Below are 26,146 nucleotides of genomic sequence, written 5' to 3'. Positions count from 1 at the left end.
CACGTTTCTTTGCGTCGTATTAAACCATTCAATACGATGACTTTTATTGATACCATTGCCAAACGGCTTTTGCATAAAGCGACGCTGACAGCAAAACGACAGATTGCCGATCATACGTTTCACCTGACGATTCAGGGCGATGATCTGGCTAATCTGAACTATATTCCCGGTGAACATTTACGAATACTGGTAGGCGCCGATAAGTCGACCTCCATGCAGGACAAAGTGCGCACCTATTCGGTCTGGCAATATACCCCCGACAGGGCAACTATCGATCTGGCGGTGTGTACGCACGCTACGGGCATTGGCAGCAGTTGGGTTCAGACGGTTAATCCGGGCGAAACCGTTTATTTCAGCGGCCCCAAAGGGAAATTTACTGTCGACGATAGTGGCGACTATTACCTGTTTGTTGGCGATCCGTCTGCCCTTGCCCATTTATATGAAATCAGACGAAATCTTACCGGCGACAAAAAAGTGTTCGGCCTGATTTATGCCGACCGTATAACTGATTTTTTCGCCGACCTCGATGGCGGCACTCCTTTCCAATTTCAGGTATTGCCTCGAAATCCGGGCGAAACGGTCATTGAGCAACTGCACTCGCTCATCCGGCAAAGTCAGGGAAAAGGTACTTTATACGTAGGTGGCGACAGTCGGCTTTGCGTGACCCTCAGTCATTATTTTCGTTATTCACTAAACTGGTCAGGCCGACAGATCAAAACAAAACCATTCTGGAACCCACTGAAAACAGGGCTGGAGTAATTAGCAGGATTTTTTTCAGCAGATACGAATGACAACTATTAACGATGAATCAGGATGTTAGCTCAATTACGAATCGATCAGACTAACGAAACAACTCGCTTCGAGTTACAAACCAGTGGCATCTCTCAGCATTTGCCTGTACAACCTACATCAGGAATTCACTGGCAACTGGCCGCTACCAATTTAACAACCGGCAAACTCATGGATTTACTGATGTGCCTGGATGAATTAGGCTTCAGTGTTGTCGAGACGAATAGTTAAAAATAACAATATACTCTTTACACACTAACATTATAGCAATTTATCATCGACAAGTAGAATTTTAATTAACTAGCAGAGGATAATTTGAAATAAAATAGCTTCTTTATAGATACTAACGAAGCTCTTCATTCTCAACAGACAATTCTTCGTACAACCCTCTATGAAAAAGCATTTCCTCCTTCCTCTGCTAGCAGTTGTTCTTTGCTTTAGCAGCAACCGAACGTTTGCTCAGGCATTTACTTTCGAAGCGGTTAAAGGCTATCCCTTCCCAACAGAACTAACCAGTTCGGCGCAGGGCTCACGCATTGCCTGGGCGTTCAACGAGCAGGGAAAACGGAATGTGTATGTAGCACAGGGCCCCGATTTCACCCCTCGCAAACTCACCAGCTACAACGACGATACAGGTCAGGAACTAACCAGTCTGTCGATTTCCGATGATGGACAATGGGTTGTTTACGTACGCGGTGGCGATCATGGTTCCAACTGGGACGATGACGTTCCGGTCAATACGACGGCTTCTCCCATACCGCCCAAGGTGCAGATCTGGGGCATTCCGTTTGCCGGTGGTGAGCCCAAACTGCTTGCCGATGGCGACGAACCTGTTATCTCCCCCAAAAGCGACAGAGTTGCCTTTATCAAAGGTGGCCAAATCTGGGCAGTTCCTATTAACGGTTCATCGGCCGCAAAAGCACTCTTCAATGCACGTGGCACCAACGGCTCAATCGAATGGTCGCCCGACGGCTCGAAACTGGCCTTTGTCTGCGACCGTAAAGATCATGCGTTTGTGGGCGTTTTTACCAATGAGACAACCCCAATTACCTGGATTGCCCCTTCGTTCTCACGCGATCGATCGCCAAAATGGTCGCCCGATGGAAAAAAAATCGTTTTTGCCCGCACACAAGGTGCGGGTGGTGCGCCCGACTCTGTACTAGCTCGAAAACACCAGCCATGGTCGATCTGGACAGCAGACGCCACCTCGGGCAGCGCTACGCAGCTCTGGAAAGCGCCAAAGACCCTGGCAGGCTCAGTACCTACAACCCACGGCGGTTTCAACCTGCACTGGGCGGCTAACGACCGGATCGTTTATCTGTCGTATCAGGATGGCTGGCCACATCTGTATTCTGTTCCGGCAACGGGTGGTTCTCCTTTGTTACTGACTTCGGCTCCGTTTATGGCCGAACATATTACCTTAAGTCACGACCGCAAATGGCTTGTATTCAGCGGCAATACGGGTCCGGATAAGCTCGACATCGACCGGCGCCATGTTGTCCGCGTACCAGTCGATAAAGCAGCAATGGAAGTACTCACTCCCGGCAACGGACTGGAATGGATGCCGGTCGTAACGGGCGACGGCTCAGCAGTAGCCATGATCAGTGCCACCGCCCAACGGCCTCCATTGCCAACGGTCATGGCTTTTTCGAAAGGAACACCTAAAGTACTCGGGCAGAATCTGATTCCGGGCAATTTCCCACAAAATCAGCTCATAACACCTAAGCAGGTTACGTTTAAATCGCCAGACGGCATGACGGTTCACGGGCAGCTCTTTGAACCAACAGCAGGAGCGGCCAAAAAGCCCGCTCTCATCTACGTACATGGAGGGCCTCCACGGCAGATGCTGCTGGGGTGGAATTATTCTGACTATTATGCTAATGCCTATGCCCTAAACCAATACCTGGCCAGCCAGGGTTTTGTGGTGCTGTCGGTAAACTATCGGCTGGGTATTGGCTATGGTTACGATTTTCATCAACCAGCCAACGGTGGCGCAACCGGCGCATCAGAATATCAGGATGTTCGGGCGGCAGCAGTATGGCTCACAGAACAACCCCAGGTCGATGCGGCTAAAATTGGTATTTATGGGGGTTCGTATGGTGGCTACCTAACCGCACTGGCTCTGGCCCGCGACTCAAAACTCTTTGCAGCTGGCGTCGATATTCATGGTGTCCACGACTGGAGTCAGCAACGGTACGGCATTGGTCCATCGGACCGGGTCGAAAAAATCCCGGATGCCGAACAAGCCGCCAAAGTTGTCTACGAATCGTCGCCCATCTCGTCGGTTAGCACCTGGACCTCGCCTGTTCTGATCATTCATGGCGACGACGACCGCAATGTCCGATTTAGCCAAAGTACGGATCTGGTTCGTCGGCTGGATGCCCAGGGAGTACCGATGGAAACCCTCGTTATTCCCGACGACACCCACCACTGGATGAAACACACGAATGCGCTGAAAATGGGAAATGCCACCGCCGATTTCTTCACCCGCAAGCTCATGAAGCCGAGGCAGTAAAGCGGGCAATTGCGGGGAGAGCGGGGTTGCTTCGCGCGGGGGTGGCGGGGAATTGCAGGGATGGGTTATTCAGCTACAATCCCCGCCACCCCCGCGCGAAGCAACCCCGCCCTATTTCACACAGCGAAAGCCCAGGTTGTTGCTGCCGCTGCTAACTTCGCCTTTGCCCCGGCTCCCGGCTTTATAGCGAATACAATACTGATCGCTGCACAGAAACGATCCGCCCCGCTGCACTCGTTTAACCGCGCCTGGTTCATCGGGGTCATAACTATCTTCGGGGCCCTTAGGGTTGTTTTTTGGCGAATTGACATAATAATCGGGCCGGTAAAAATCCTGACACCATTCCCAAACATTCCCTTCCATATCGTATAGGCCGAACGAATTAGCCGGAAACGACATCACTGGCGCGGCCCCGGCATAACCATCTTCCTGCGTATTTTTGTCAGGAAAATGCCCCTGATGAATATTTGCAACCCATTTCCCTTTGGGTTTCAGATCATTGCCCCAATAGTAGGTCTGATTGTTGCCCCCCCCGCGAGCCGCAAACTCCCACTCCGCTTCGGTTGGTAGTCGTTTGCCCGCCCATTTCGCATAGGCAAGCGCATCGTCGTAGCTAACATGGACAACGGGCTCGTTTTCATGTCCTTTAAGACTACTTGATGGGCCATCGGGATGCTGCCAGCTTGCACCCGGAACGTATTTCCACCATTGCAATGGGTTTTCGAGTGATACCTCCGTTGAGGTGGGCGTAAACACTGCCGATCCTGGCACCAGTTGATCGGCGGGCACATTCGGATAATCGGCTGGATTCAGCGGACGCTCGGCAACGGTTTTATAGCCCGTAGCCTTCACAAATTCGGCAAACTGCGCATTGGTAACTTCATGCTCATCCATCCAGAACCCTTTCACGGACACAGGATGAACAGGCCTCGAATCGACAAACTCGTCGCTACCCATGTCAAATGTTCCTCCCGGAATCCAGACCATCCCATCTTTTTTTTCACCGGGTTTATGAACAGACACTTGCTCTGTTTCCGTAGTTATATCAGGCTCGTTTTCCTGCGATGCGGCTTTTTGATTGGATGAGTTACAGGCAAGTACAGCATAGGCAAGCGCCAGACTTACGATTGGCTTTAGGATTAGATTAACGGGCATATAGGTAAAAAGCAGGCAATGACAAAGTTACCAAAACCATTGCCCAAAAACCACCATTCTACTCATGATACCCACTACCATAACCACCACAAAGCAGTCTTATTTAGCACTTTCCAGTTATTTCGTTTTTATTATTTGGCAAATAAGAAATATACTAAAATTAAATTCTGTCCGAAGTCGATACAGTAATTATATTTAACAAAATTTCATCAATCAATTCTTAACCTGTATCGAGTATGGCCTTCTCTACCAAAAGCCAGTTAGTCAGGCAGGTACACTCTTTGGTTGCGGTTGGGCTTACGCTGATCGGTGTTTCGGCTCAGGCTCAGCAATCGCCCACATCGGAAGTGTACGACCAGAAAATTAAAGAATACACAACCGACAAACGGTTTCTACCTGCTTCGGTGCTGAACCTCCCCGACGATCCAACAATCCCGTCTCCCCTCAAACATTTTGGCCAGATCATTGGCACACCCGGTATCATTCATCGTACTCCCGAAATTTATGGCTATTACCAGAAACTGACGCAGACTTCGCCCAACATCACCATGCAGCAGGTGAGTACCAGCGAAGAAGGTCGCCCAATCAATCTGGTTGCCATTGGCAGTGACGATGCCATGAAACGGCTCGACCATTACAAAAAACAGTTGGCACTGCTGGCCGACCCCCGCAAAATGGCCAATCAGGAGCTGGAAAAAGTTCTGGGCGACACTAAACTGGTTTATTACCTCAACGGGGGTCTGCATTCGCCCGAGATGGGATCGCCGGAAATGCTGATGGAACTGGCCTACCGACTGGTCACCAGCCAATCGCCCGAAATCAAGACTATCCGCGACAATATCATCGTACTGATCAACCCCGTTTCGGAACCCGACGGCTGGGACAAACAGGTCGACTGGTATAATCGCTATACCAAAAGCCGGAAAGAATACGACGACGGCTTCCCGAAATCGCCACCGTACTGGGGCAAATATGCCTATCACGACAACAACCGCGATGGCTTGCAGGTATCGCAGGCGCTGACCAAAGCGCTTTACAAAATCTTCTACGACTGGCACCCTACGGTTAGTCTCGATCTGCATGAATCGGTACCGCTGCTGTATATCTCGACCGGAACGGGGCCATACAACGAAACCATTGACCCGATTACCATTGGCGAATGGCAGATTATGGCCAACCACGACATTACGTCGCTGGCCGCACAGGGCATTCCGGGTGTATTTACCTGGGCCTTCTACGATGGCTGGTATCCGGGGTATGCGCTCTGGATTTCGAACAACCACAATGCAACCGGCCGCTTCTACGAAACTTTCGGCAATGCGGGCGCCAACACTTACCTGCGCGACCTGGCGAACCAGAAATACGCGGGCGACGATGTTACGTCGAAAGAATGGTATCGGCCCGATCCGGCTACAGAAAAAGTGTACTGGTCGTACCGAAACGGCATTAACTATATGCAGGCCGGTGTGCTGGCCTCGCTGTCGTATGGTGCTACCAACAGCCGGATGTTGCTGAAAAACTTTTATCAGAAAGGGCTGAACAATATCCGAAAAGGAACCGAAGAAACACCCCGCGCCTTTGTGATCCCGAAAAATCAGCGCGACCCGGCTATGGCCGCCTACCTCGTCAATCAGCTTCGGGCTCAGGCCATTGAGGTTCATAAAGCCGAATCGGGTAAGAATCAGGGCGATTATGTGGTGTTGCTGAATCAGCCATACCGCAACCTCGCCGTTTCGCTGCTGACCAAACAGAACTATCCGAAAGAAGCCAAATTTCCGCCCTACGACGACATTGCCTGGACACTCGGCTATTTATACGGTGTAGACGTAAAAGCGGAAGACAGCGTAAAATATGCTGCGGGTGATCTGAAGCTGATCAGCGACGATGTGAACTATACCGGAACCATCGATGGCGAGGGCACAAGCTACGTGCTGAACTACAAGGCACAGACCAACGTATTGCCCGCTATGATCTGGCTGAAAGGCCAGAATAAGCAGGCGAAGGTGGCGGTGCTGGATAGCAAAACGACCATCAGCGGTATTAAAGACACACTGGCAGTTGGTACCGTTGTCTTCAAAGGAATCACAGCCGATCAGTCGAAGAAACTGGCCTCACAATTTGGACTTGATTTGCAGGGAACAAAAGACGCTATCAGTACGTCAACAAGCCAGCACGAAATCAGCCTGCCCCGCGTGGCCATCTACCACAGTTGGTATAACACGCAGGACGAAGGCTGGGCACGCTACACCTTCGAGCAGCGCGGCATTCCCTATACGTCGATCAACAAAGACCACCTGAAAGCGGGTGAGCTACGAAAAAAATTCGATGTGATTCTGATTCCTCGTATGCGTGGCGATGTCACGAATTTCATCCACGAAATCGATTCGCGTTTTGGGCCACTACCCTATACCAAAACGGCGGAATTTCCATCGCACGGCTTTCCCGATGCGACAACCGACATTACTGGTGGCCCTGGCTTTGACGGAATCGAACAACTGAAAAAATTTGTTGAATCGGGTGGTGTACTCGTTACACTCGACAACTCATCGCTGATGGTAGCCGAAGCCGGCATTACCCGCGATCTGGCTCAGGCCAATGCGCCTACCCTTTTCCATCCGGGTTCTATTGTGACGGCGAAAAATCGTAATTCTAATAGCCCCATCATGTACGGTTTTCCAGAAACCTTCCCCATTTTCCGAGGCATTGCCCCACTACTGCAAACCAAAAAAGCCAACCGCGATATGATGGTGATGCAGTATGGAACCAAACCGCTCAAAGATGAAGAGGAATATAAGGGAGCCATCATGGGAATGCCCGAAAAAAAACCAGTGAAGGAAGCTCCCAAGGCAGCCTCTCCCAAAAAAGAAGACCCTTATGTGTTATCGGGGATGGTTCGTAATGAGCAAACGATCATTGGACACGGAGCCGTTTTCAATGTTCCGGTTGGTTCGGGGCGGGTCGTTGCGTTTACCTTCGATCCACTACACCGCTATCTGAACCACCATGACGCGCCCCTGCTCTGGAACGTACTCATCAACTGGAACCACCTCGACACGCCAGCCTCCGTTGCCGCAACTGCCGAAGCGAAAGCAACGCAGGGCGCGAAAGCAAGTGGTGCGAATTGAGTTTTTTGGTTGTCGCATTAGACCTAAAAGGTTTTGAAAACCTTTTAGGTCTGTTAGCCTCTCATGCATCCGCGCTACAATCGCGAACGAGCTTAGGGACCTGCGGCACTCACAAAATAAACGGGCGCTGTTTCCTAAAAACAGCGCCCGTTTATTTTGTGAATGGCTCATCGGTATTTGTCTGAAACAGTCCTGGCTGTTTCTCTGCCCCCTTTATTCGGCTTCCTGCATGATAAAACTCGCGTTTGGGTCAGCCTGGACCACAAACGTCTTGGTGATTGTCTGATTGCCGGTGGTCAATTTCAGTTGGTAAGTACCGGTGCTTAAGCCCGAAAAATCAAACTGTTGATGTAACCCTTTCTGTAGAGCAACTGTTTCGTTGAACAGTTTTTGTCCTTTCGTATCCACAATGGCCAGTTCGCCTTTCGACTGTGTCGGCTGAACAAATAGCTTGATTTTATGATCGGCTGTCATAACCACACGGTTTTGAGAAACTGTATTTTTCTCAGGAGTAGAGGTTGCAAACGAAGCGGTTCCGGCTACCAGACCCAGCATCAAAAAAAGTACTTTTTTCATGGCTTGATTTGTATTAGTTGTTTGTTTGATTCCTTTTAAATCGCCTTTTCCTTTGTCTGTCAGCGATTTGATGAAACAAAGTTGCCACCTGGATGTGGGGATAGAAAATAAAAAGCGACGAGTGCCACGAAAAGCCTGACAAACGCAGGCTTTAGCCGGACGAATCAAACAGCACTAAGCTATCATAACCGAATTATACTATTTCAGGATAGACCTTTGAATACGCTCCATAATCACCCACGCTCGTCCGCGATTGTAGCGTGGGCTTAATTTGAATTGTAAAATGACCTTTTACAGATCTGAGAGCAAACTAAACGCTCTACTGCCTGAACTGCGTCAGGATATAGTCGTAAAAAACCGCAACGTTCACATCAGTAGCCATTTTCAGTGTATAGCCCGTATCGTCCAGATAGGTTTGCCCGGCATTGGGCGGGCGCGTGCTCACGCGTGCTTTTACCATCTCGGTTTTGAACTGATCAGGAATAGCCAAATAACTTGTGGCCAGAATGTCCCACATGAAATAGGTGTAATAATAGCCCGGTATCGTATCGAGGGTTAACGCCCAGAACTGCCCCGTCAGGTTCGACAAGGGGTAGTCGATCTGCGACGCCAGCGCCGACAGAAACGGTTTCGTAACAGGTACATGGTTTGTCACATCCAGCGGAATAAGTGTCAGTGGTAGTTCATATTCCATCAGCTTTTGCGAACTGATCGGGTCCCAGAACACATTCCATTCGGCGCTGCCATCGTGCTGAAACGTCTGCACATTACCACTCACCCGAAACGCGCCCGCCATCCAGACAACCTCTTCGATTTTCGCTGTCAGTTCCGGTGCTTTTTCCATGGCCAGCACCAGATTGGAACATGGTCCCGTCATCAGCACCGTCACCTTGCCCGGTGCCGACGACAGCCGGTCGATAATCAGGTCGGGGGCCGATAGATACCCATACGGATCAGGTGATTTCGGCAGGTTGATGAGCATTGGCAGCGCATTGATAATTTCGGGTCGGGCACGCCACTCGCTCGGGAATGCATTGATGCCATAATAATCGCCCCGTCCCAAAGGAACAGACTCGTTACCCATCAATTGCAATAGCTTATAGGCCGATTCGAGGGCAGGTTCGATATAGCAGTCGGCAGGCGTTACGGTAACCCCAATCAATTCGGCATCGGACATTGTCAGAACGAGCAACTGCGACAATAAATCGTCTATTGCTCCGTCATGATCCATCAAAATCTGTTTAGGCATACGCAATGTTTGGTGTACGGTATTCGATTTACGGTTTACCGTTGGAACCTTGTTTGAGTAGACTTCTATTTTCCGGGAATGGTGTTTTTGTAAAGCGCCCAGTTCGAAATCAGTTTTTCAACGACTACATTTCCTACACTATAGGCCGCTTCGAGCGCCGGGATATAGGCGGTATAGCGCTCACCCACTTCTTTGCCGCCATTTGTCAGATTCTCCGCGGCTGTCAGACCAGACGGTTGCATGGTATAGTTACTGGCCGTACGCAGCACCATGTATCGATTAAAATCAACCTTTTTCGCATTGGCAAGCCATTGCAGCGACTGCCCCGTTCCGGTGTCTTCCATAGCCGATGTCACAAAGTTGCCCTTGCCCTGCGTCCAGTAGCTAACCCAGTCGTTTGCCCAGTCGTTCAGGTATTTACCGTGCCAGAAGGTCATGGCGGCAATGTGATCGCCCATCATCACCCGGGGCGGTTTTTGTGCTTCAGGATAATCCCGATAGGCCGAACGCATCTTCTGAAGCATATCGGAATCGGCCAGTTTCTGATCTTTGGTTAAGCGATATGCCCAGTTTACAAGATCGGGGTTCAGGTGCATAGCCACCGTAAAGTCATTGTCCTGAACAGGTTGCTCATAAGGTTTTGCCCGACGCAGTGGCAGATAGCCCGTCGACCAGTCTTTCGGCATTTCGCGCGGATCGATTTCGTGCGCCAGATCCCCATCGACCAGCCATTCGGCCCAGGCCGCCGACCCTGCACTGCCATCCTGCGGATCGATACCGGCAATACCCGCCACGAGCCAGTAGGCATGAGACAGGTCAAAACGAGGGTCCATCCCCAGGGCCATAATCGAAGCGGCCGACCGGGCGGTTCCCATGCCGGTACAAATTCCCAGTATCTGCTTTTCGGGGTTATAGCGAAGATTCCGGTATCCCTGCGGAAACGAAATTATTTGCGTCAGTGGGAGCCGTTCGACCCAGTACTGAAATTCACCGGGTCGGTCGCCTGTGTCGTTGCCAATTTCAAACATGGTTACGACAACAACCCGAACAGGAATAGGCGAAGCAGGTACACGCTGGCTATAGCCATGAATGCTCACCAGCAAGAACAGACACTGTAAAAATCGATTCATAATGAGGAAATTAATGCATATCAGGCGCTACAGCTACCCATAAAGCGCCCGGAAGATACGCACAGATCGGCAATTGGTCATTAGTCATTCGAAAACCTGCTTTTGGTCAAATGACCAATAACAAATAACTACACAGCTTTTTATAAAAAGTTGGAGAACACCGATTATAGTTTTTTTATCTGTGAAAATCCGTTCAATCGGTGTCATCCGTGTTCTAATTTTAGTCAAACGTATTCTTACGGTTTTAGAAGAAAACGCTACAAATGACTAATTGACAGATTAATGCAAATCGGGTCGTTCGAACTGGTTGTTCACCAGCCCAAACGACCCGACCTCAGTACGTCTATACAGTGGTTTTGTCTAGCTTCTCAGCACTTCTTCAGATACTACCACGGAGTACTTGTTCCATCAAGCAACCACATTTTCGACCAGGCACTATTTTTATCATCAGACTGCGAATACTGCGATATAACCAGGTTGGCAATTGCCTTATTGGCGTTATCGGTATTATACCGCTGCTCTTCAATGGAATAATAGAACCGCACCGGCAACACCGACCGTTTGGCATAGGGACCCGCTTTTAATTCGGGGAAACCCGTCCGACGCCAATCGAACCAGGCTTCGGTGGCGGCAGTCCAGCCAGCAATCCATTTTTGAGTGATCACCTGCTTAACGGTTCCATCGAACACAACTCCTTTATTTGCAATGTAGGTATCGTACTGACTGCTTACACCCCAGGTTGTAAGTGATGCTTTAATGCCTGCATAATAATTGGTTTTGGCATCGCCAGCCGCCCAGCCTTTCAGTGCCGCTTCGGCCAGAATAAAATTAACTTCGGCCGCCGATGCCAGCCGCGCTTTCAGCAACGGCGCTTTACTGGTAGAAGGCTGCATATACATCTCGTTCAGATACGACACGTGCGGGTTATAGGATGCCTGCCCCACAATAGGGTTGGCATTATAGGTCGATGGCGACTGAATACCCGCCGGAAGTCCTACGTAATTCGGGTTGGTATTGACCGGCGCAATTTGCTGCGTTTGCAGCAGAGCCGGTGCGGCTGTCCCAAAATACCGAACCCCGTTAACGACCTGATCGGTGGTTGGCGGCAAGGTTGGGTCAATCACAATTGGGATCTCTACTTTCTTGGCCCATACTGCCAGCCGGGGGTCGTTCAGGCTTTGCAATGCCCCTACCAGCGTCTGACAGGGTTTTACCCGACGGTAGTTCTGACCACTCGCATCGAAATAAGTATTGGTTGGCCAGTCATCGACACCCGACGTTACGCCCGGATAGCTCATCGTAGCATCATCGGCCTGATCCGTAATCAGCGGATAGGTATCGGGGTTGCTTACAATTTTTTCGATACCGGCTTTGGCCACATCAGGCTTTTTCGACGATAGCCGCATGTAATAGCGCAGCAGCAGCGTGTTGGCAAATTTGCGCCATTTGGCCGGATCGCCACCATAATACACATCAACAGTGCTGGACACCGTTTCCAGCGAATTTTTATTTTTCGACAACAACGTGTTTGCCGTTTCCAGATCAGCCATAATAGCCGTATAGATACTTTCCTGACTATCGTAGGCTGGCGAAATGGCTGCTACTGTTCCTTCTTCGCCCCGGTTTGCCCAGGTATAAGGAGCATCGCCCCATAAATCGGCAACCAGGCCAAAAATCATCGACTTCATAATCAACGAAATCGCCTGGTGAAATTCATACCCAAGCGCCACCGACCGGTCGTAGAGCAGTTTGTTGTTGCGTTGAATCCCGTAGAAATCACCCGATGATGAACCCGACGAGGTCCACGAATTACTCTGCCCCCAGTCATAATAATCACGACCCGAGTTAAACGCATCGCCCTGCGTGTGTTGCACAATCCCCGAAACATCGCCAAACCCGAGGTTCAGATAGGATTTAGCCGCTTCGGTAAGCACCGTTGGCAAAATAAGGTCGGGGTTAACGTTTTGTGGTACAACCCCGTTAGAGTTGACATTTAACTCCGTTATATCCTTACAGGAGGAAAAGAACAGAGTCAATAACAGCATAAAGGAGGCTGTGTATTTACCAATCCTGGTTTTCATGATTCGTTATCCTTTAAAGGTTTTTAGAATGTCACGTTTAGTTTAAAGCCCATTGGAATAACCCATGGTGTGACATTGTATCGTTCAACGCCCTGCATAAACGTACCTGTTGTGCCAGGGGTAGTTGTTGGCTGGAAGGCCATTTCGGGATCGATATTGATTTTGGCCGCTGTCCATAGAATAATGTTCCGGCTATAGACGCCCACCGATGCGTTCTGCACCTTTAATCCTTTCAGGAACGAGCGGGGAATATCGTACGACAGCGAGATTTCGCGGAGTTTCACGAATGATGCGTCGAAGAGGGCGGCTTTATTAAACGACCATGCATAGCCATCGTTGTAGCCGAAGAATACGGTGTTGGGACCACCCAGATTTTCGGTATAGCCAGTGATGTTTCCGCTCGCATCGTACTGAGCCATCACCCCCGGAACGAAATTACCGTTGCTGGTTCCATTGTCGCCCGCCCAGCTAAATCCACCCGAAGCCGCCGTTGGGCCACCCACCTGCGGGAACGAATTGCCATGCGGAATAATATACTGATCGGCATTGGCTTTCAGCCAGCTTGCCAGTTCATCGCCCGTGCGTCCGCCCGGATTGATGATGCTCTCCACATAGCGCTTGGAGTGAAAGTCCGACTCGTAGTATCGATAGGTTTGCGACAGGAAGCTCCCACCGGCCCGCCAGTCGAAATTCATGTTCAGCGAAAATCCTTTATAGGAGATTGTTGTTTGCGTACCGAGCATAAATTTCGGATTGTAGTTCCCGATTTTGTTTCGGGCGCTGGTGGCTCCTACAGAATTCCACTGCCCATCCGAGGTCAGAATTGGATAGCCATAGTAGGGCGACGACTTGTCGGTAACGGTCACGAGTTGTGCGTCGTACATATCGCCCACGGTTTCACCTACATAGGTCCAGGCTCCGCCCTTACCGGCGGTCCAGAACGTGAATTTATCGATACCCGGCGCCAACTCCTTAATAATGGTCCGGTTGCGTGAGAAATTAAAGGTAATGTCCCAGCGAAGTCCGTTTTTGTCGATTGGCGTTCCACCAAGCGAAAGTTCAATCCCTCTTGAAACCAGCAGACCAGCATTGATATTTTTGGTAGAAAACCCGGAAGCGCCGTCGATGGTGCTGGGCAAAATCTGGTTTTTATTCTCCTGCATGTAGTACGTACCCGTAAACCGCAGTTTGTTCTGGAACATATTCAGATCGACACCGCCTTCATAGGAGGTCGAGATTTCGGGCTTCAGCGTTGGCAGCAGAATCTGGTTCGATTTAGCCAGCCGGATGAGATTTCCACCCCAGGCACCGGCATTGGTCAGGGTGTTGTAGAGGCTATAGGGAGCGGCATCGTTACCAACCTGAGCAACACCTCCTCTTAGTTTAAACAAACTCACCTGCTGCCCCATCGGAATCAGTTCGTTCATCAGCACACTCAACGATGCCGACGGATAAAAGTAACTGTTGTTGCCTTTAGGTAGCGTACTCGACCAGTCGTTTCGGGCCGTAATGTCCAGATAGATTTTGTCTTTATAGCCAATGTTAGCCAGCGCGTATAAGCTCTTGATACCCCGCTGCAAATAATAGCTCGAATAGTTCAGATTGGTCGGTGCCACGTTCGACAGCGTAAACAGGTTCGGAATAATAAGTCCCGATCCGGATTTGCTCCCGGCCGACACGTTATTATTGGTCGAATAGCGATCGTTACCACCCAGCGAGAAAGTCATGTTAAATGCCTTGATCTCTTTCTTATAGGTAGCCAGAAAGCTGATGTTGCGCTCCATCTGGTTAATATCGTTGATCCCGTAGGCCCCACCGTGGATTTCTTTCGTATAACTGTTCGTGATTTTGGTTTCCCGCTTTTCGTTATACATATCCATCGCATACATACCCATCAGGCTCAGTTCGGGTGTGATCTGCCAATCGGCTTTCAGGTTACCGAAAACCCGGTTACGAACAAAGGCGTTCTTCACTTCATAGGCCATAAACCAGGGGTTGTTGTAATTACCCTTCGACACCGAAAGCTGCTGAAGCCCTTCCTGACCTGGCACCCAGTAATTCCGCAAATCCCGAATATCGTTGTTGGGGCCAACATCATAAGCCGCTTCGAGTGGGTTGGTTCCGTTACCGCTGGCAGGCCGATTGTTCGACTTTTGCTGCGACAGATCAATCGAGGTACTGATTCTCAGTTTATTACTTGCCTTAACGGCCGAGTTAACCGCAATGGAATTTTTAAACAAATCGGAATTGGGGATAATCCCGTGGCTATTCATATTGCCATACGACAACCGGTAATCGATCTTATCGGAGCTATTGGCAATTGAAATTCCATTGTTTGTCGTAATGCCCGTCTGAACAAAGTTCTTCACGTTGTTGGGGTGCGATACTAACGGCAACGGAACCCGGTTGCCGTTCGCATCCGTTGGGCTGTTCCACTGAATGGCCTTATAGCCTTTATCCAGTTCCGGACCAGCCCATTGCGATTGCGATTCATCGATGGTGTATGGAGTGCCCGACTGGTCGACAATGACCCCCTGGGCATTGGGTTGATAGGGAAGGTTTCCTACGGCATATTTGGTTTCCATAGGAAGAAATTTATAGGGCTTATCGAAAACCGTATTCGAGGTGATGTTCACCGTCATTTTTTTGTTTTTCGATCCGCTCTTGGTCGTAATCAGCACAACACCATTACCGGCCCGCGTTCCGTATAGAGCAGCCGCACTGGGTCCTTTCAGGATCGACACGCTTTCTACATCTTCGGGGTTAATATCCGAAATGGCATTGCCATAATCGACCGTATTGCCATTACCGGCCACCTGCGATACGTTGCTCATGGAGTTTGCTACCGGTACTCCATCGACGACAAACAGCGGCTGGTTGTCTGTACTAAGCGACTTAGCCCCCCGAATCACCATACTGACCGACGTACCGGCTCCGCCCGTCTGGCTGATTTGCACACCCGATACTTTACCCGCCATGGAGCTCAGAACGTTCTCCTGCACCACATGGGTCATGTCTTTTCCGGCCACAGTACCGACCGAATAACCCAGCGAACGTTCTTCGCGCTTGATTCCCAGCGCCGTTACAACTACTTCCTGCAACACCTCGTTGCTTTCAGTCAGCGTAACATTAATAACGTTCCGGTTTCCAACGGTTTCTTCGTGTGGCGTATGCCCAACGAATGAGTAGACCAGAACCGCTTTATCGCTGCTGACGGTTATGGAATACTGTCCCGACTTATCCGTAACGGTTCCGGTCTGTGATCCTTTCAGGAGTACGTTAGCTCCCGCAATAGGCTGCCCGTCGGAAGCTAAAGTAACTGTACCCGTTATCGTTCGGGTTTGCCTGGACGATTGAGCCAGCGTTGGGATCATGCACCCGCCTACCAGCAGAACAACTGCCAGTGCGTGCTTAAGTATCCCGGTGAAGGTAGAAAAGAGACTCATACTTTTTCTCAAAGATGGTTCGTACAACTAGTTGATTGACAACAGGGTAGTAATTCATCCAACGCTCAGGCAATTCCCCTGGCCCGCTCAAAACCGTTGGGCATCAACCCTTATCCGAACTCGCATTGGGTTGCGGTTTTTCGGAGATATCATCGGAAGACGGGTCCTGCCTCTGCTGCTTGATCAGTTCCTGAAAATAGGCCTCCAGTATGTCGGAGTAGGTCTGCGCGCTATCTTCGTCTTCCAATCCAGCCAGAAAGTCACCCAGCTCTTCAATCGATAATTTGTTTCGGATTAATTGCTCCAGTAAGTAAGTAGCGTAATGCCCTGACATTACATAAGTGTTTGGACGCTAACTGCATTATTTACTAGCAGATTAGAGCAAAAGGCTACCTGACAGGATGATTAAATTTCGCTTAATTATTGTTACCAATAAAATAGTACTATTCCTAGTTATAGACAGCCGACACGGTCACAAAAAACCGTCTTTTCGTTTGCTAAGCCATTTTCATTCGACTTATGAACTTTCTTTAATTGGATTTTAATGTCGCTAACCAGGCAGTAAAACAGACGACTACAAGCCCATACGGCCTGTTCTACAAATCGGTGAACAATCTATTTTCTTTCCTTCCCGGAGGGTTCCTGTCGAACGCATTCGATCTATAGCGAGCGATCAGTCCAGAGTGTATAGCCTCAACAACTGGCCGGGTTCTAACATTTGTGTCGTATCTTAGCCGTATCGGCAAAAAGGTGTCAATGGTCCCTTGTCATTGACCAACACTAAACCTACGTTTATGAAAATCGTTACCTCAGTAGTGGCTCTGTTGCTTGTTATTTCCAGCTCGTTTGCCCAAACACCGTCGTCGGTGGAAAACGAAAAATTTGTATTTCTTGGCAATGGCGTAACAGTTGGTATGATTGTTAAATCGGTTCTGAAAGCCGATAAGCAGCGGCTCAAACTAACCGATCAGCAGCTTCCCAAAGCCAAACAAATCATTACCGACGCTACGGTTAAATACAATGAGGGCGTCAAGAAAATGAAACCCAAAGGGCTTGATAAGAATAAATTACGGGCACTGGCTATAGTTGTCGAAACCGAAAAAGTGCACGCCTACAAAGCCATTCTGACACCCGAACAATATGCCATTCTGGTCGCTCAACACAAAAAAACGTATCCGGAAAGTAATGTCTAAAAGGCTGTTTAAGTTAGTCCTTGAGCGTAGTATGCACTACACTCGGGCGTCAACCGGTTTCTGACCGGTAAATATAATTCGTTTAACGCCGGTCGGAGACCGGAATGCACTCGAATGTAGTATTCACTACGTTCAACGATGCATCTGTGAGTTTGTGGTCTTATGAAAAATACACCCGTCACCATCAAGGATATCGCCCGGTCGTTAAATATCTCTATTTCGACCGTTTCGCGGGCGCTGCGGGGAATGCCAGAAATCCATCCCGACACGCGTAAAGCCGTGATGCGGCTGGCCGAAGAACTGGATTACCAGCCCAATCAATTAGCTAAAAATCTGGCCAAAAGCCGAACCAAAACCATCGGGGTCATTGTCCCCAATTTGAGCTACTATTATTTCTCGGCCATGCTCAACAGCATTGAGGAATCGGCGTTGCAGGCTGGGTATAGTGTGCTGGTGTGTCAGACCAACGAATCCTATCTGCGCGAGATCACCAACATTCAGAATCTGATACGAAGCCAGGTGGAAGGGTTTATTATTTCGCTCTCCCGTGATACCGACAACTATGAGCATGTGGAACGACTGGCGCGTAAGCATATTCCGCTTGTGCTGTTCGACCGCTATGCCGAAAGCATCGATGCCTCGAAAGTTATTGTCGACAATCAGGCCGCTGCGTTCAAAGCAACCGAACACCTGATCGAGAACGGTTGTCGCCGGATTGGTTTTCTGGCTGGGCCACCGCAACTGTTGCTCAGCAATCAGCGCATTGCGGGCTACCGGGAGGCTCTGGCCAAACACGGGCTCAGCGTTGGCGACCAATATGTAGCCCATTGCGACTATACGCAGGAAAACACCATCATGCAGGCACTCACCTTGATGAGTCTGCCCCAGCCCCCCGACGGTGTTGTGATGATCAGCGACCGGGTTGCTTACCCGGCCATGTATGCCATGAGCCAGAAAGGGTTACGTATCCCCGACGATGTGGCTATTGTCAGTTTTAACAACGAACCCGTATCGGCTTTTTTCTCACCAGCGCTGAGCAGCGTTAGTCAACCGATTCAGGAAATGGGCTCCGAAACTGTTCGGCTACTGCTCAAACAACTGGATGCCGCCGACGATATGCCTGTCGCCAAAGAAACCAAAGTCATGGAAACGCAACTCATTGTACGAGCCTCTTCGCTTCGGTCGTCGGTTCGGTAACAAATTGAAAGTCGCGTACCTTTGTAGCCGGGCTTCTAAATAATTCGGAGTCGACATGATTTCATGACCATCTGGTATCTTACCGATTTGGTTGGTACAGGCGTTTTTGCCATTTCGGGCGCACTGTCGGCGCTCAACAAGAAAATGTACCACGACCTTTTCGGTATCTTCTTTATCGGCTTTCTGACCGCCATTGGTGGCGGCACCCTCCGCGACATTATTATGGGTGCTCATCCCATTGCCTGGATTCGCGACCCTAATTACCTGATCGTTATCATTGTCAGCGTCGGGATTGCAGTGCTTTGTCGAAAATGGTGGCTGGGTGCTCTACGTCGTCCTCTGCTGCTTTTCGATACCATCGGTATTGGCATCTACACCATCCTGGGGATGCAGAAAGCCCTCAACGCGGGCGTCAACAACTGGGCGGCCATGCTGCTGGGCATTATTTCGGCACTCTTCGGCGGTGTTATCCGCGACACGCTGGTGAACGATCTGCCGTTGATTTTCGACCGTCAGCTCTACGCCACGCCCTGCCTGATCGGTGCTATCTTGTACCTGACAGGCATCACACTCCATCTGGAACCCAACCTTAACTTCCTGCTCTCGGCCGGAGCCATTACCTTCGTCCGCCTGATGGCCATCCGCAACGGCTGGGTTCTCCCCCGAATTGATTAAGGCTGGACATTAGTTATTGGTCATTGGTAAATTGTCATTGGTGGAAAAAAAACAGTTGCTTACCCGCAACCAATCACTAATGACACCGAAGGCAAATGACCAACAGCCAAAGCCACATCAGGGAATAAAATAGCCCAGATTATGCTTGATTTCTTTGAGAACGAACGTACTGTTCAGTACGCCAATGTTCTCGATCTGCGAGAGTTTATATTTCACAAAATCGTGGTATTCGCTCAGGCTACCGACATGGATTTTCAGCAGAAAATCGACCTGGCCAGCCATATGGTAGCATTCCTGTACCTCTTCCAGCTTTTGCACTTCCTCTTCAAACTTGTCGATAAACGCCTTGTCGTGGTAACGCATCGACACCTGGCAAAACGTAGTGATCGGTTGCCCCAATAACCCTTTGTCCAGAACTGCCACATATTGTTTAATATAGCCAAGGCCTTCCAGCCGTTTTATACGCTCATAAACGGGCGAGAGTGTTAACCCAAGTTGCGCAGCCAGTTCCTTCGTTGTCAGCTTGGCATCCTTCTGCAAAAGCCGTAATAATCTCTTGTCAACGTCGTCCAGTGATTCCATACCGAAAATTTTCCTACAAATACTACCCTGAATTAGTCTACTTCAGAAAATTTATCCATCTAATGAGTTATTACCAACAATATTCACTGATTTATTTAAAATAGCACTACGTATTAACGGCAAAATTAACTTTGTACCGTAATAACAATTACACTTCAACAACTCTATTTTACGTGTTTCCTGTTTCAATTCAGAGCTTGTCTGAAGCCGTATCAGCGTCGCAACGCGTCATCTGTGGTTTCTGACAGGCTCTGTTTCAATCAACGTATTATGAAGCGCGAAACGATTCTGGTAATTGGCGCCAACGGACAGATTGGCACCGCTCTGCTTCCTCAACTACAACAGCAATTTGGCGTCAACCACGTTGTAGCTACCGACCTGCGCCAGCCTCAATCTGACCAGGGCCTTTTTGAACTGCTCGACGCCACCCGTCCCGACGCCCTGACCGACGTTGTTCGACGTCATCGCATCACGCAGATTTATCACCTGGCGGCCGTTTTGTCGGCCAAAGGCGAAAGTGATCCGCTCTGGGCCTGGAATCTGAACATGCAAACAGTACTGAACGTGCTGGAAGTGGCCCGGCTGCATAAGGTTCGGAAGGTATTTATCCCAAGCTCCATAGCCGCTTTTGGTGAGCACGCGCCCAAGTACGAAACGCCCCAAACGGCCCTGCTCGATCCGGCAACTGTATATGGCATTAGTAAAGTAGCCACCGAAAACTGGTCGCTCTATTACCACAAACGCTACGGGCTCGATGTTCGCTCACTCCGGTATCCGGGCGTTATCAGCTACCAGTCGATGCCGGGCGGTGGCACCACCGACTATGCCGTGTCTATTTTCCATGAAGCAGTTCAGGGACATGATTTCGACTGTTTTCTGGCCGATGATACGCTGCTGCCCATGATTTATATGGACGACGCCTTACGGGCAACCCTCGAACTGATGGACGCTCCCGAAGCGCAAATCAGCATCCGCACGTCGTATAACCTGGCCGGTATGAGCTTTACACCGGCCCAACTGACGGCTGCCATTCAGGTATATTTCCCCAACTTCGTGACCCATTACAAACCCGATTTTCGGCAAGCCATTGCCGAATCCTGGCCTAAATCTATCGACGATTCGGTAGCCCGGCACGACTGGGGCTGGAAACCTGCCTTCGACCTGCCCCGGATGACAAAAGAAATGATTACCAACCTGACGGCGATTTACCAACCGCTTGTCTCAACGCTTTAACTACTATGTACGGAACGATCAAAGAACAACTTCAGCAGGAGCTGGACAGCATCCAAGAAGCCGGTCTGTATAAGTCCGAACGCATTATTGTATCACCCCAGTCGTCGGTGATTGCCATCCACGGCGGTCGCGAGGTACTGAACTTTTGCGCCAATAACTACCTCGGTCTGTCCTCGCACCCAGATGTAGTTGCGGCCGCTCATGATACCCTGGATACCCACGGGTTCGGGATGTCGTCGGTGCGATTTATCTGTGGCACGCAGGATATTCATAAAGAACTGGAACGCCGGACCGCCGAATTTGTTGGTGCCGAAGACTGTATTCTGTATGCAGCCGCTTTCGATGCCAACGGTGGTGTGTTCGAACCCTTACTCGGCGAACAGGATGCAATTATTTCCGACGAACTGAATCATGCATCCATCATCGATGGTATTCGGCTGAGCAAAGCAAAACGGTTTCGGTATAAACACAACGATATGGCCGATCTGGAAACCCAGCTTCAGGCAGCTTCGTCGGCACGTCGGGTTCTGGTAGTTACGGATGGCGTTTTCTCGATGGATGGCACCATTGCCCAACTCGACAAAATCTGCGATCTGGCCGATCAATATGGTGCGATGGTGATGGTCGATGAATGCCACGCCAGCGGTTTTATGGGCAAAACGGGTCGCGGCACCCCCGAATACCGGAACGTGCTGGGTCGTATCGATATCATTACCGGCACCTACGGCAAAGCGCTCGGTGGCGCTTCGGGTGGCTTTACGGCAGCCCGAAAAGAGATTGTCGAATTGTTGCGGCAACGCTCACGCCCGTACCTGTTTTCGAACACATTAGCGCCTGCTATCGTTGGCGCATCGCTCAAAGTGCTGGACATTCTGCAAGGCTCAACCGCGCTGCGCGATAAGCTGGAAGCCAACACCCGCTATTTCCGTGAGGCCATGACAGCCGCTGGCTTCGACATTCTGCCCGGCGAGCACCCAATTGTCCCGATCATGCTCTACGAGGCTCCACTGGCTCAGCAGTTTGCCGCCCGGCTGCTCGAAGAGGGCATCTACGTAATTGGTTTCTTCTATCCGGTTGTTCCGAACGGCAAAGCCCGGATTCGCGTCCAGATCTCGGCCGGTCACGAACCCGAGCATCTGGAAAAAGCAGTAGCAGCGTTCACCAAAGTTGGGCAGGAACTGGGCGTACTTTCACCCACTCAACCGGTGATTGGATAGTAGTCATTTGCCTTCGGCGTCATTAGATAATCCTTCCCAATGGCAAATGACCAATGACTAATCACCAATTGACACTTATACCTCCTCTCTAATAACCAGTTCGGGTTCCAGCATAATGTGTTGGAACCCTTCTTTTTGGCAAGCCAGTTTAGGCTCGGTAACCGATAATAATATTTCGACGGCTTTCATGCCAATCTGGTAGGGATGTTGCTCAACCGACGCCAATGGCGAGTAATCCATATAAACTGTGAGTGGCAGGTTGGCGAAACTCACAAATGAAATGTCTTTATTGATTCGAAGTCCATTTTTTCGGCACGCCTGCATGGCATCGAGCGCCACATAGTCGTTGAAGGCCAGTACGGCATCAGGGCGGTTAGCCGACGCGAGTAACTGGTTCATTTTCTGAATCGTATCGTCAGTGGTCAGATCGACCCGTTTTACCAGCGCATTTTCGACGGGTAGCTTTTCTTCGAGCAGAGCCGTAATATAACCCCGGTACCGGTCTTCGCTCGCTACCAGTGGGTGCGGGCCATTGATGAGCGCAATACGCTGGAAACCCCGGCTCGCTAGCCATTTTGTGGCTTCATAGGCTCCCTTTTCCATATTACAGCCGACCTGATGCGTTTCTATTTTCGGTGGAATTCGGTCGAACAACACAACGGGTGTGCCTCGGTCGATCAGATCCTGAATATGCTGAAACTGCTGCGACTCTTTAGCTACCGATAGCATAATGCCATCGACCTGATTGGAAGCCAGCATCGACAGAATCTGGCGTTCGCGCTCATATTTATCGTGCGATTGATACAAGGCAACCGTATACTGATGATTGAAGGCCAGTTCTTCAACACCATTTACGACTTCGGAAAAGAAATTTTCCCGGATTTCGGGCAACACCATCGCAAAAACGCCTGTTTTGCCCCGGCGCAGATTACGGGCCGTTGTGCTCGGGTAATATTTAAGCGCTCCTGCCAGTGCATGAACAGCTTCCCGCGTTTTCAGGCTAATGCGCGGACTGTGCTGCAAAGCGCGTGAAACCGTTGAGGGTGAGATCCGTAATTGTCGGGCAATTTCCTTAATCGTAATCGCTTCTTTCATCCGTATTGAGTATCGCTTTTACAAAATAGCCATTTATCGCCCGAAATCGAAAATTTCTTCGGTTTTAGACAAACGTTTGCACATCAGAAAACAAACGTTTGCGCAGGTCATCACGCTAGTTTTGTTAACGACACGCCCTCATCACTAGTTATTACTATCCGTTACAGCGTTAATTTTCAACATTCGTTCCGATCGACAGGTAAGCCACGGCTCCTGTTGGTTTTCTATTAAAACTACATTCCTTCATGACCACCCGTCGCTCTTTTCTTCGAACAGCCGCTCTAGGTAGTGCCGCAGCACCCTTGCTTCCCTCGTTCTACAATCCGTTATTAGCCACAAATCAACCGCCTGTTCTCTCAAAGGTAAGACTGGCATTTATTGGGGTTGGGTCGCGGGGTCGTAGTCATGTACGGCAAGCCCTCTACCGCGACGATGTTGAGGTAACAGCCATCTGTGACATTGACCCGGAGGCCATTACACTCACCAATGCCATGATTGAAAAAGCCGGACGCAAAGCACCGGTAGCCTACACAAAAGGCAAAGAAGCGTTTCTGGAGATGCTCAAACGCGACGATATCGACGGTGTTGTAATTGCGACACCCTGGGAATGGCACACGCCAATGGCCGTGGCAACCATGAAAGCCAAAAAATATGCGGGCCTGGAAGTATCGGCTACGGTTACGCTGAAAGAGTCGTGGGATTTGGTGAACACCTACGAGAAAACGGGAGCGCATTGCATGATTCTGGAAAATGTATGCTACCGACGCGATGTGATGGCCATCCTCAACATGATCCGCCAGGGTATGTTCGGCGAAATGACCTACGCCCACTGCGGTTACCAGCACGACCTGCGCAATATCAAATTCAACGATGGTAAATCAATCGGTGGTGTTGGCGTCGAATTCGGCGAAAAAGGCTATTCAGAAGCGCACTGGCGCACCCAGCACTCCGTCGACCGAAACGGCGACCTCTACCCTACCCACGGACTGGGACCCGTAGCCCACTGGCTCAACATCAACCGGGGAAACCGATTTACTCACCTGACCTCCACGGCTACCAAATCCCGCGGACTCCATAAATACGTAGTCGATCATGGCGGTGCCAACCACCCCAATGCCAAAGTCAATTTCAAACTGGGTGATATTGTAACAACGGTTGTCGAGTGCGCCAACGGCGAGAACATCGTAATCATTCACGACACCAACTCGCCCCGCCCTTATTCGCTGGGCTTTCGGGCACAGGGCACGCAGGGCATCTGGATGGACGACAACGACATGATTTATCTGGAAGGCATCAGTCCCAAAGCCCACAGTTGGGAGTCGTTTGCGCCGTATCAGGAAAAATACGACCACCCACTCTGGAAACAACATGCCGAAACAGCCCAGAATGCCGGGCATGGCGGCATCGATTTCTTTGTGCTGCGTGGCTTCATCGAATCGATCAAAAACCAGGTAGCCCCGCCCATCGATGTGTATGATGCTGCGGTTTGGAGTGCCATCAGCCCCTTGTCGGAAGAGAGCATTGCCGGAGGCAGCAAGCCCGTCGAAATTCCGGACTTCACGCGGGGCAAATGGAAAACCAATAAACCCATTTTTGGACTGAATGATATTTATTAATCATTGTTTGTCCACAGAGACACAGAGGTAGCAGAGAGGAAATAAACGGATTTATGCCTCTGTGGACAAATAATGATTTTTTACTGGGCAGGAGTCTGCCTTTTATGCATAACACGATTAAAATTATGGGTCCTCACCCACAACCTTCTGTGCATACACAGCCTGTTTCGATTTCGACCCCTGGTCGTATCTGCCTGTTTGGCGAGCATCAGGATTATTTGGGTTTACCGGTCATTGCTGCGGCCATTTCCTGCCGAATTCATATCACGGCCGAACGTGTCGACCAACCTCATGTTCGATTAAATCTGCCAGACATTAACAGCCAGGAGTTGTTTAGTTTGGCCAGTTTACCGCTTACCTATCAACACGACCGCGACTATTTTCGGAGTGCCATCAATGTATTGCTGCGCAAGGGTTTTCAGTTCAGCACAGGCATCGAAGGCAAAGTTCGGGGCGAAATTCCGATCAATGCCGGAACATCGAGCTCGTCGGCACTGCTGGTTAGCTGGCTGAATGTGCTGACCCGCCTGGCCGACAATCCGCAGGTTTTATCGGCCCACCAGCTAGCCGAACTGGCATATCTGGCCGAAGTGCTGGAATTTGGCGAACCGGGTGGCATGATGGATCATTATGCTACGGCTGTGGGTGGGGTTATTTATCTCGAATCGAAACCAGCTATCCGGCTGGAGTCGTACCAGCCCGCGCTGGGAACGTTCGTACTGGGCGACTCGGGCGAACCCAAAGATACCATTGGCATTCTGGGGCGTGTCAAGCATGGTATGTTGCGCATTGTTAAGCAGTTAATGGCTCTCGACTCTACTTTCTCACTGCACACGACCGATAGCGCAGCTATTTCCGACTTCAAACCCTATCTGTCGAAAGACGACTACATTCTGCTGAAGGGAAATATGGACAATCGCGATATTTTACGCGAAGCATTAGCCTTGATTCAGCAAACCCATGATTCAGAAACCCCGCTGGATGATGCGAAACTTGGCCAACTCCTGACCGATCATCACACTAATTTGCGGGATGCCCAACAGATTTCGACGCCTAAAATCAATCGGATGATCGACGCGGCCCTGGCGGCTGGTGCTTTAGGCGGCAAAATCAACGGATCGGGCGGAGGTGGCTGTATGTTCGTGTATGCGCCCCAAAAAGCGGAACAGGTAGCGGAAGCCATCGAGCGGGAAGGCGGTCGCGCCTATATCGTTACCGTAGCCGAAGGGACTACGGATCAAGCCGAATTACTAAACAGTACGATTCCGTAGG

At 50.1% G+C, this 26,146-nt stretch carries 20 protein-coding genes; 11 read left to right on the top strand and 9 right to left on the bottom strand.

The window, feature by feature from the left end:
* Positions 1-36 precede the first annotated feature (36 nt).
* The 3 genes from WBJ53_RS11965 (at position 37) to WBJ53_RS11955 (ending at position 3,304) form a co-directional block, all read left to right on the top strand.
* Positions 37-759 carry a siderophore-interacting protein gene (locus WBJ53_RS11965; RefSeq protein ID WP_338876353.1) on the top strand — a complete coding sequence of 241 codons (723 nt, stop codon included), beginning with the start codon at positions 37-39 and terminating at the stop codon, positions 757-759.
* A 54-nt stretch (positions 760-813) separates the two neighbouring features.
* The gene (locus WBJ53_RS11960) at positions 814-1,020 is read left to right on the top strand and encodes a hypothetical protein (protein ID WP_338876352.1); all 207 of its coding nucleotides are present in this window, start codon (positions 814-816) and stop codon (positions 1,018-1,020) included.
* A gap of 160 nt (positions 1,021-1,180) precedes the next feature.
* Positions 1,181-3,304: a prolyl oligopeptidase family serine peptidase gene (locus tag WBJ53_RS11955; RefSeq protein ID WP_338876351.1), complete on the top strand. Its 2,124-nt coding sequence runs from the start codon at positions 1,181-1,183 to the stop codon at positions 3,302-3,304.
* A gap of 111 nt (positions 3,305-3,415) precedes the next feature.
* Here the strand turns inward: WBJ53_RS11955 and WBJ53_RS11950 are convergent, their stop codons facing one another.
* Positions 3,416-4,291, bottom strand: a complete 876-nt coding sequence (locus WBJ53_RS11950; protein ID WP_338877185.1) for a formylglycine-generating enzyme family protein — start codon at positions 4,289-4,291, stop codon at positions 3,416-3,418.
* A 404-nt stretch (positions 4,292-4,695) separates the two neighbouring features.
* Between WBJ53_RS11950 and WBJ53_RS11945 the strand changes: the two genes are divergently transcribed.
* Complete coding sequence (locus WBJ53_RS11945; RefSeq protein ID WP_338876350.1) at positions 4,696-7,584, top strand: M14 family zinc carboxypeptidase; 2,889 nt, start codon at positions 4,696-4,698, stop codon at positions 7,582-7,584.
* 213 nt (positions 7,585-7,797) lie between these two features.
* On the opposite strand, the gene WBJ53_RS11940 is transcribed toward WBJ53_RS11945, so the two are convergent.
* The 6 genes from WBJ53_RS11940 to WBJ53_RS11915 all read right to left on the bottom strand — a co-directional run bounded on the left by WBJ53_RS11940 (position 7,798) and on the right by WBJ53_RS11915 (position 16,400).
* Positions 7,798-8,160 carry a T9SS type A sorting domain-containing protein gene (locus WBJ53_RS11940; protein WP_338876349.1) on the bottom strand — a complete coding sequence of 121 codons (363 nt, stop codon included), beginning with the start codon at positions 8,158-8,160 and terminating at the stop codon, positions 7,798-7,800.
* A 319-nt stretch (positions 8,161-8,479) separates the two neighbouring features.
* Positions 8,480-9,409 carry a nucleoside hydrolase gene (locus WBJ53_RS11935; RefSeq protein ID WP_338876348.1) on the bottom strand — a complete coding sequence of 310 codons (930 nt, stop codon included), beginning with the start codon at positions 9,407-9,409 and terminating at the stop codon, positions 8,480-8,482.
* Between the two features lie 65 nt (positions 9,410-9,474).
* Positions 9,475-10,539 carry a purine nucleoside permease gene (locus WBJ53_RS11930; protein ID WP_338876347.1) on the bottom strand — a complete coding sequence of 355 codons (1,065 nt, stop codon included), beginning with the start codon at positions 10,537-10,539 and terminating at the stop codon, positions 9,475-9,477.
* Between the two features lie 386 nt (positions 10,540-10,925).
* Positions 10,926-12,620 (bottom strand): SusD/RagB family nutrient-binding outer membrane lipoprotein, encoded by a 1,695-nt coding sequence (locus tag WBJ53_RS11925; RefSeq protein WP_338876346.1) that lies wholly within the window; start codon positions 12,618-12,620, stop codon positions 10,926-10,928.
* Between the two features lie 23 nt (positions 12,621-12,643).
* The gene (locus WBJ53_RS11920) at positions 12,644-16,066 is read right to left on the bottom strand and encodes a SusC/RagA family TonB-linked outer membrane protein (protein WP_338876345.1); all 3,423 of its coding nucleotides are present in this window, start codon (positions 16,064-16,066) and stop codon (positions 12,644-12,646) included.
* A gap of 103 nt (positions 16,067-16,169) precedes the next feature.
* Positions 16,170-16,400 carry a hypothetical protein gene (locus WBJ53_RS11915; RefSeq protein WP_338876344.1) on the bottom strand — a complete coding sequence of 77 codons (231 nt, stop codon included), beginning with the start codon at positions 16,398-16,400 and terminating at the stop codon, positions 16,170-16,172.
* A 460-nt stretch (positions 16,401-16,860) separates the two neighbouring features.
* On the opposite strand from WBJ53_RS11915, the gene WBJ53_RS11910 reads away from it, so the two are divergent.
* The 3 genes from WBJ53_RS11910 (at position 16,861) to WBJ53_RS11900 (ending at position 19,131) form a co-directional block, all read left to right on the top strand.
* Complete coding sequence (locus WBJ53_RS11910; RefSeq protein WP_338876343.1) at positions 16,861-17,259, top strand: hypothetical protein; 399 nt, start codon at positions 16,861-16,863, stop codon at positions 17,257-17,259.
* A gap of 162 nt (positions 17,260-17,421) precedes the next feature.
* Positions 17,422-18,456: a LacI family DNA-binding transcriptional regulator gene (locus WBJ53_RS11905; RefSeq protein WP_338876342.1), complete on the top strand. Its 1,035-nt coding sequence runs from the start codon at positions 17,422-17,424 to the stop codon at positions 18,454-18,456.
* Positions 18,457-18,519: 63 nt separating this feature from the next.
* A complete protein-coding gene (locus WBJ53_RS11900; protein WP_338876341.1) occupies positions 18,520-19,131 on the top strand; it encodes a trimeric intracellular cation channel family protein in 612 nt (203 codons plus the stop codon).
* Positions 19,132-19,248: 117 nt separating this feature from the next.
* On the opposite strand, the gene WBJ53_RS11895 is transcribed toward WBJ53_RS11900, so the two are convergent.
* Positions 19,249-19,713: an Lrp/AsnC family transcriptional regulator gene (locus tag WBJ53_RS11895; RefSeq protein WP_338876340.1), complete on the bottom strand. Its 465-nt coding sequence runs from the start codon at positions 19,711-19,713 to the stop codon at positions 19,249-19,251.
* 270 nt (positions 19,714-19,983) lie between these two features.
* Between WBJ53_RS11895 and WBJ53_RS11890 the strand changes: the two genes are divergently transcribed.
* Complete coding sequence (locus WBJ53_RS11890) at positions 19,984-20,946, top strand: NAD-dependent epimerase/dehydratase family protein (protein ID WP_338876339.1); 963 nt, start codon at positions 19,984-19,986, stop codon at positions 20,944-20,946.
* 5 nt (positions 20,947-20,951) lie between these two features.
* On the top strand, positions 20,952-22,163 hold the full coding sequence (kbl, locus tag WBJ53_RS11885; RefSeq protein ID WP_338876338.1) for a glycine C-acetyltransferase: 1,212 nt from the start codon (positions 20,952-20,954) through the stop codon (positions 22,161-22,163).
* 75 nt (positions 22,164-22,238) lie between these two features.
* On the opposite strand, the gene WBJ53_RS11880 is transcribed toward kbl, so the two are convergent.
* Positions 22,239-23,258, bottom strand: a complete 1,020-nt coding sequence (locus tag WBJ53_RS11880; RefSeq protein ID WP_338876337.1) for a LacI family DNA-binding transcriptional regulator — start codon at positions 23,256-23,258, stop codon at positions 22,239-22,241.
* Positions 23,259-23,503: 245 nt separating this feature from the next.
* Between WBJ53_RS11880 and WBJ53_RS11875 the strand changes: the two genes are divergently transcribed.
* A complete protein-coding gene (locus WBJ53_RS11875) occupies positions 23,504-24,874 on the top strand; it encodes a Gfo/Idh/MocA family oxidoreductase (RefSeq protein ID WP_338876336.1) in 1,371 nt (456 codons plus the stop codon).
* Positions 24,875-25,023: 149 nt separating this feature from the next.
* Complete coding sequence (locus WBJ53_RS11870) at positions 25,024-26,145, top strand: galactokinase family protein (RefSeq protein ID WP_338876335.1); 1,122 nt, start codon at positions 25,024-25,026, stop codon at positions 26,143-26,145.
* Position 26,146: the final 1 nt, after the last annotated feature.

Source organism: Spirosoma sp. SC4-14, from assembly GCF_037201965.1.
GTDB lineage: Bacteria > Bacteroidota > Bacteroidia > Cytophagales > Spirosomataceae > Spirosoma.
Note: the sequence above shows the minus strand (reverse complement) of the source record. Positions and strands in the feature narration are given on the sequence as shown.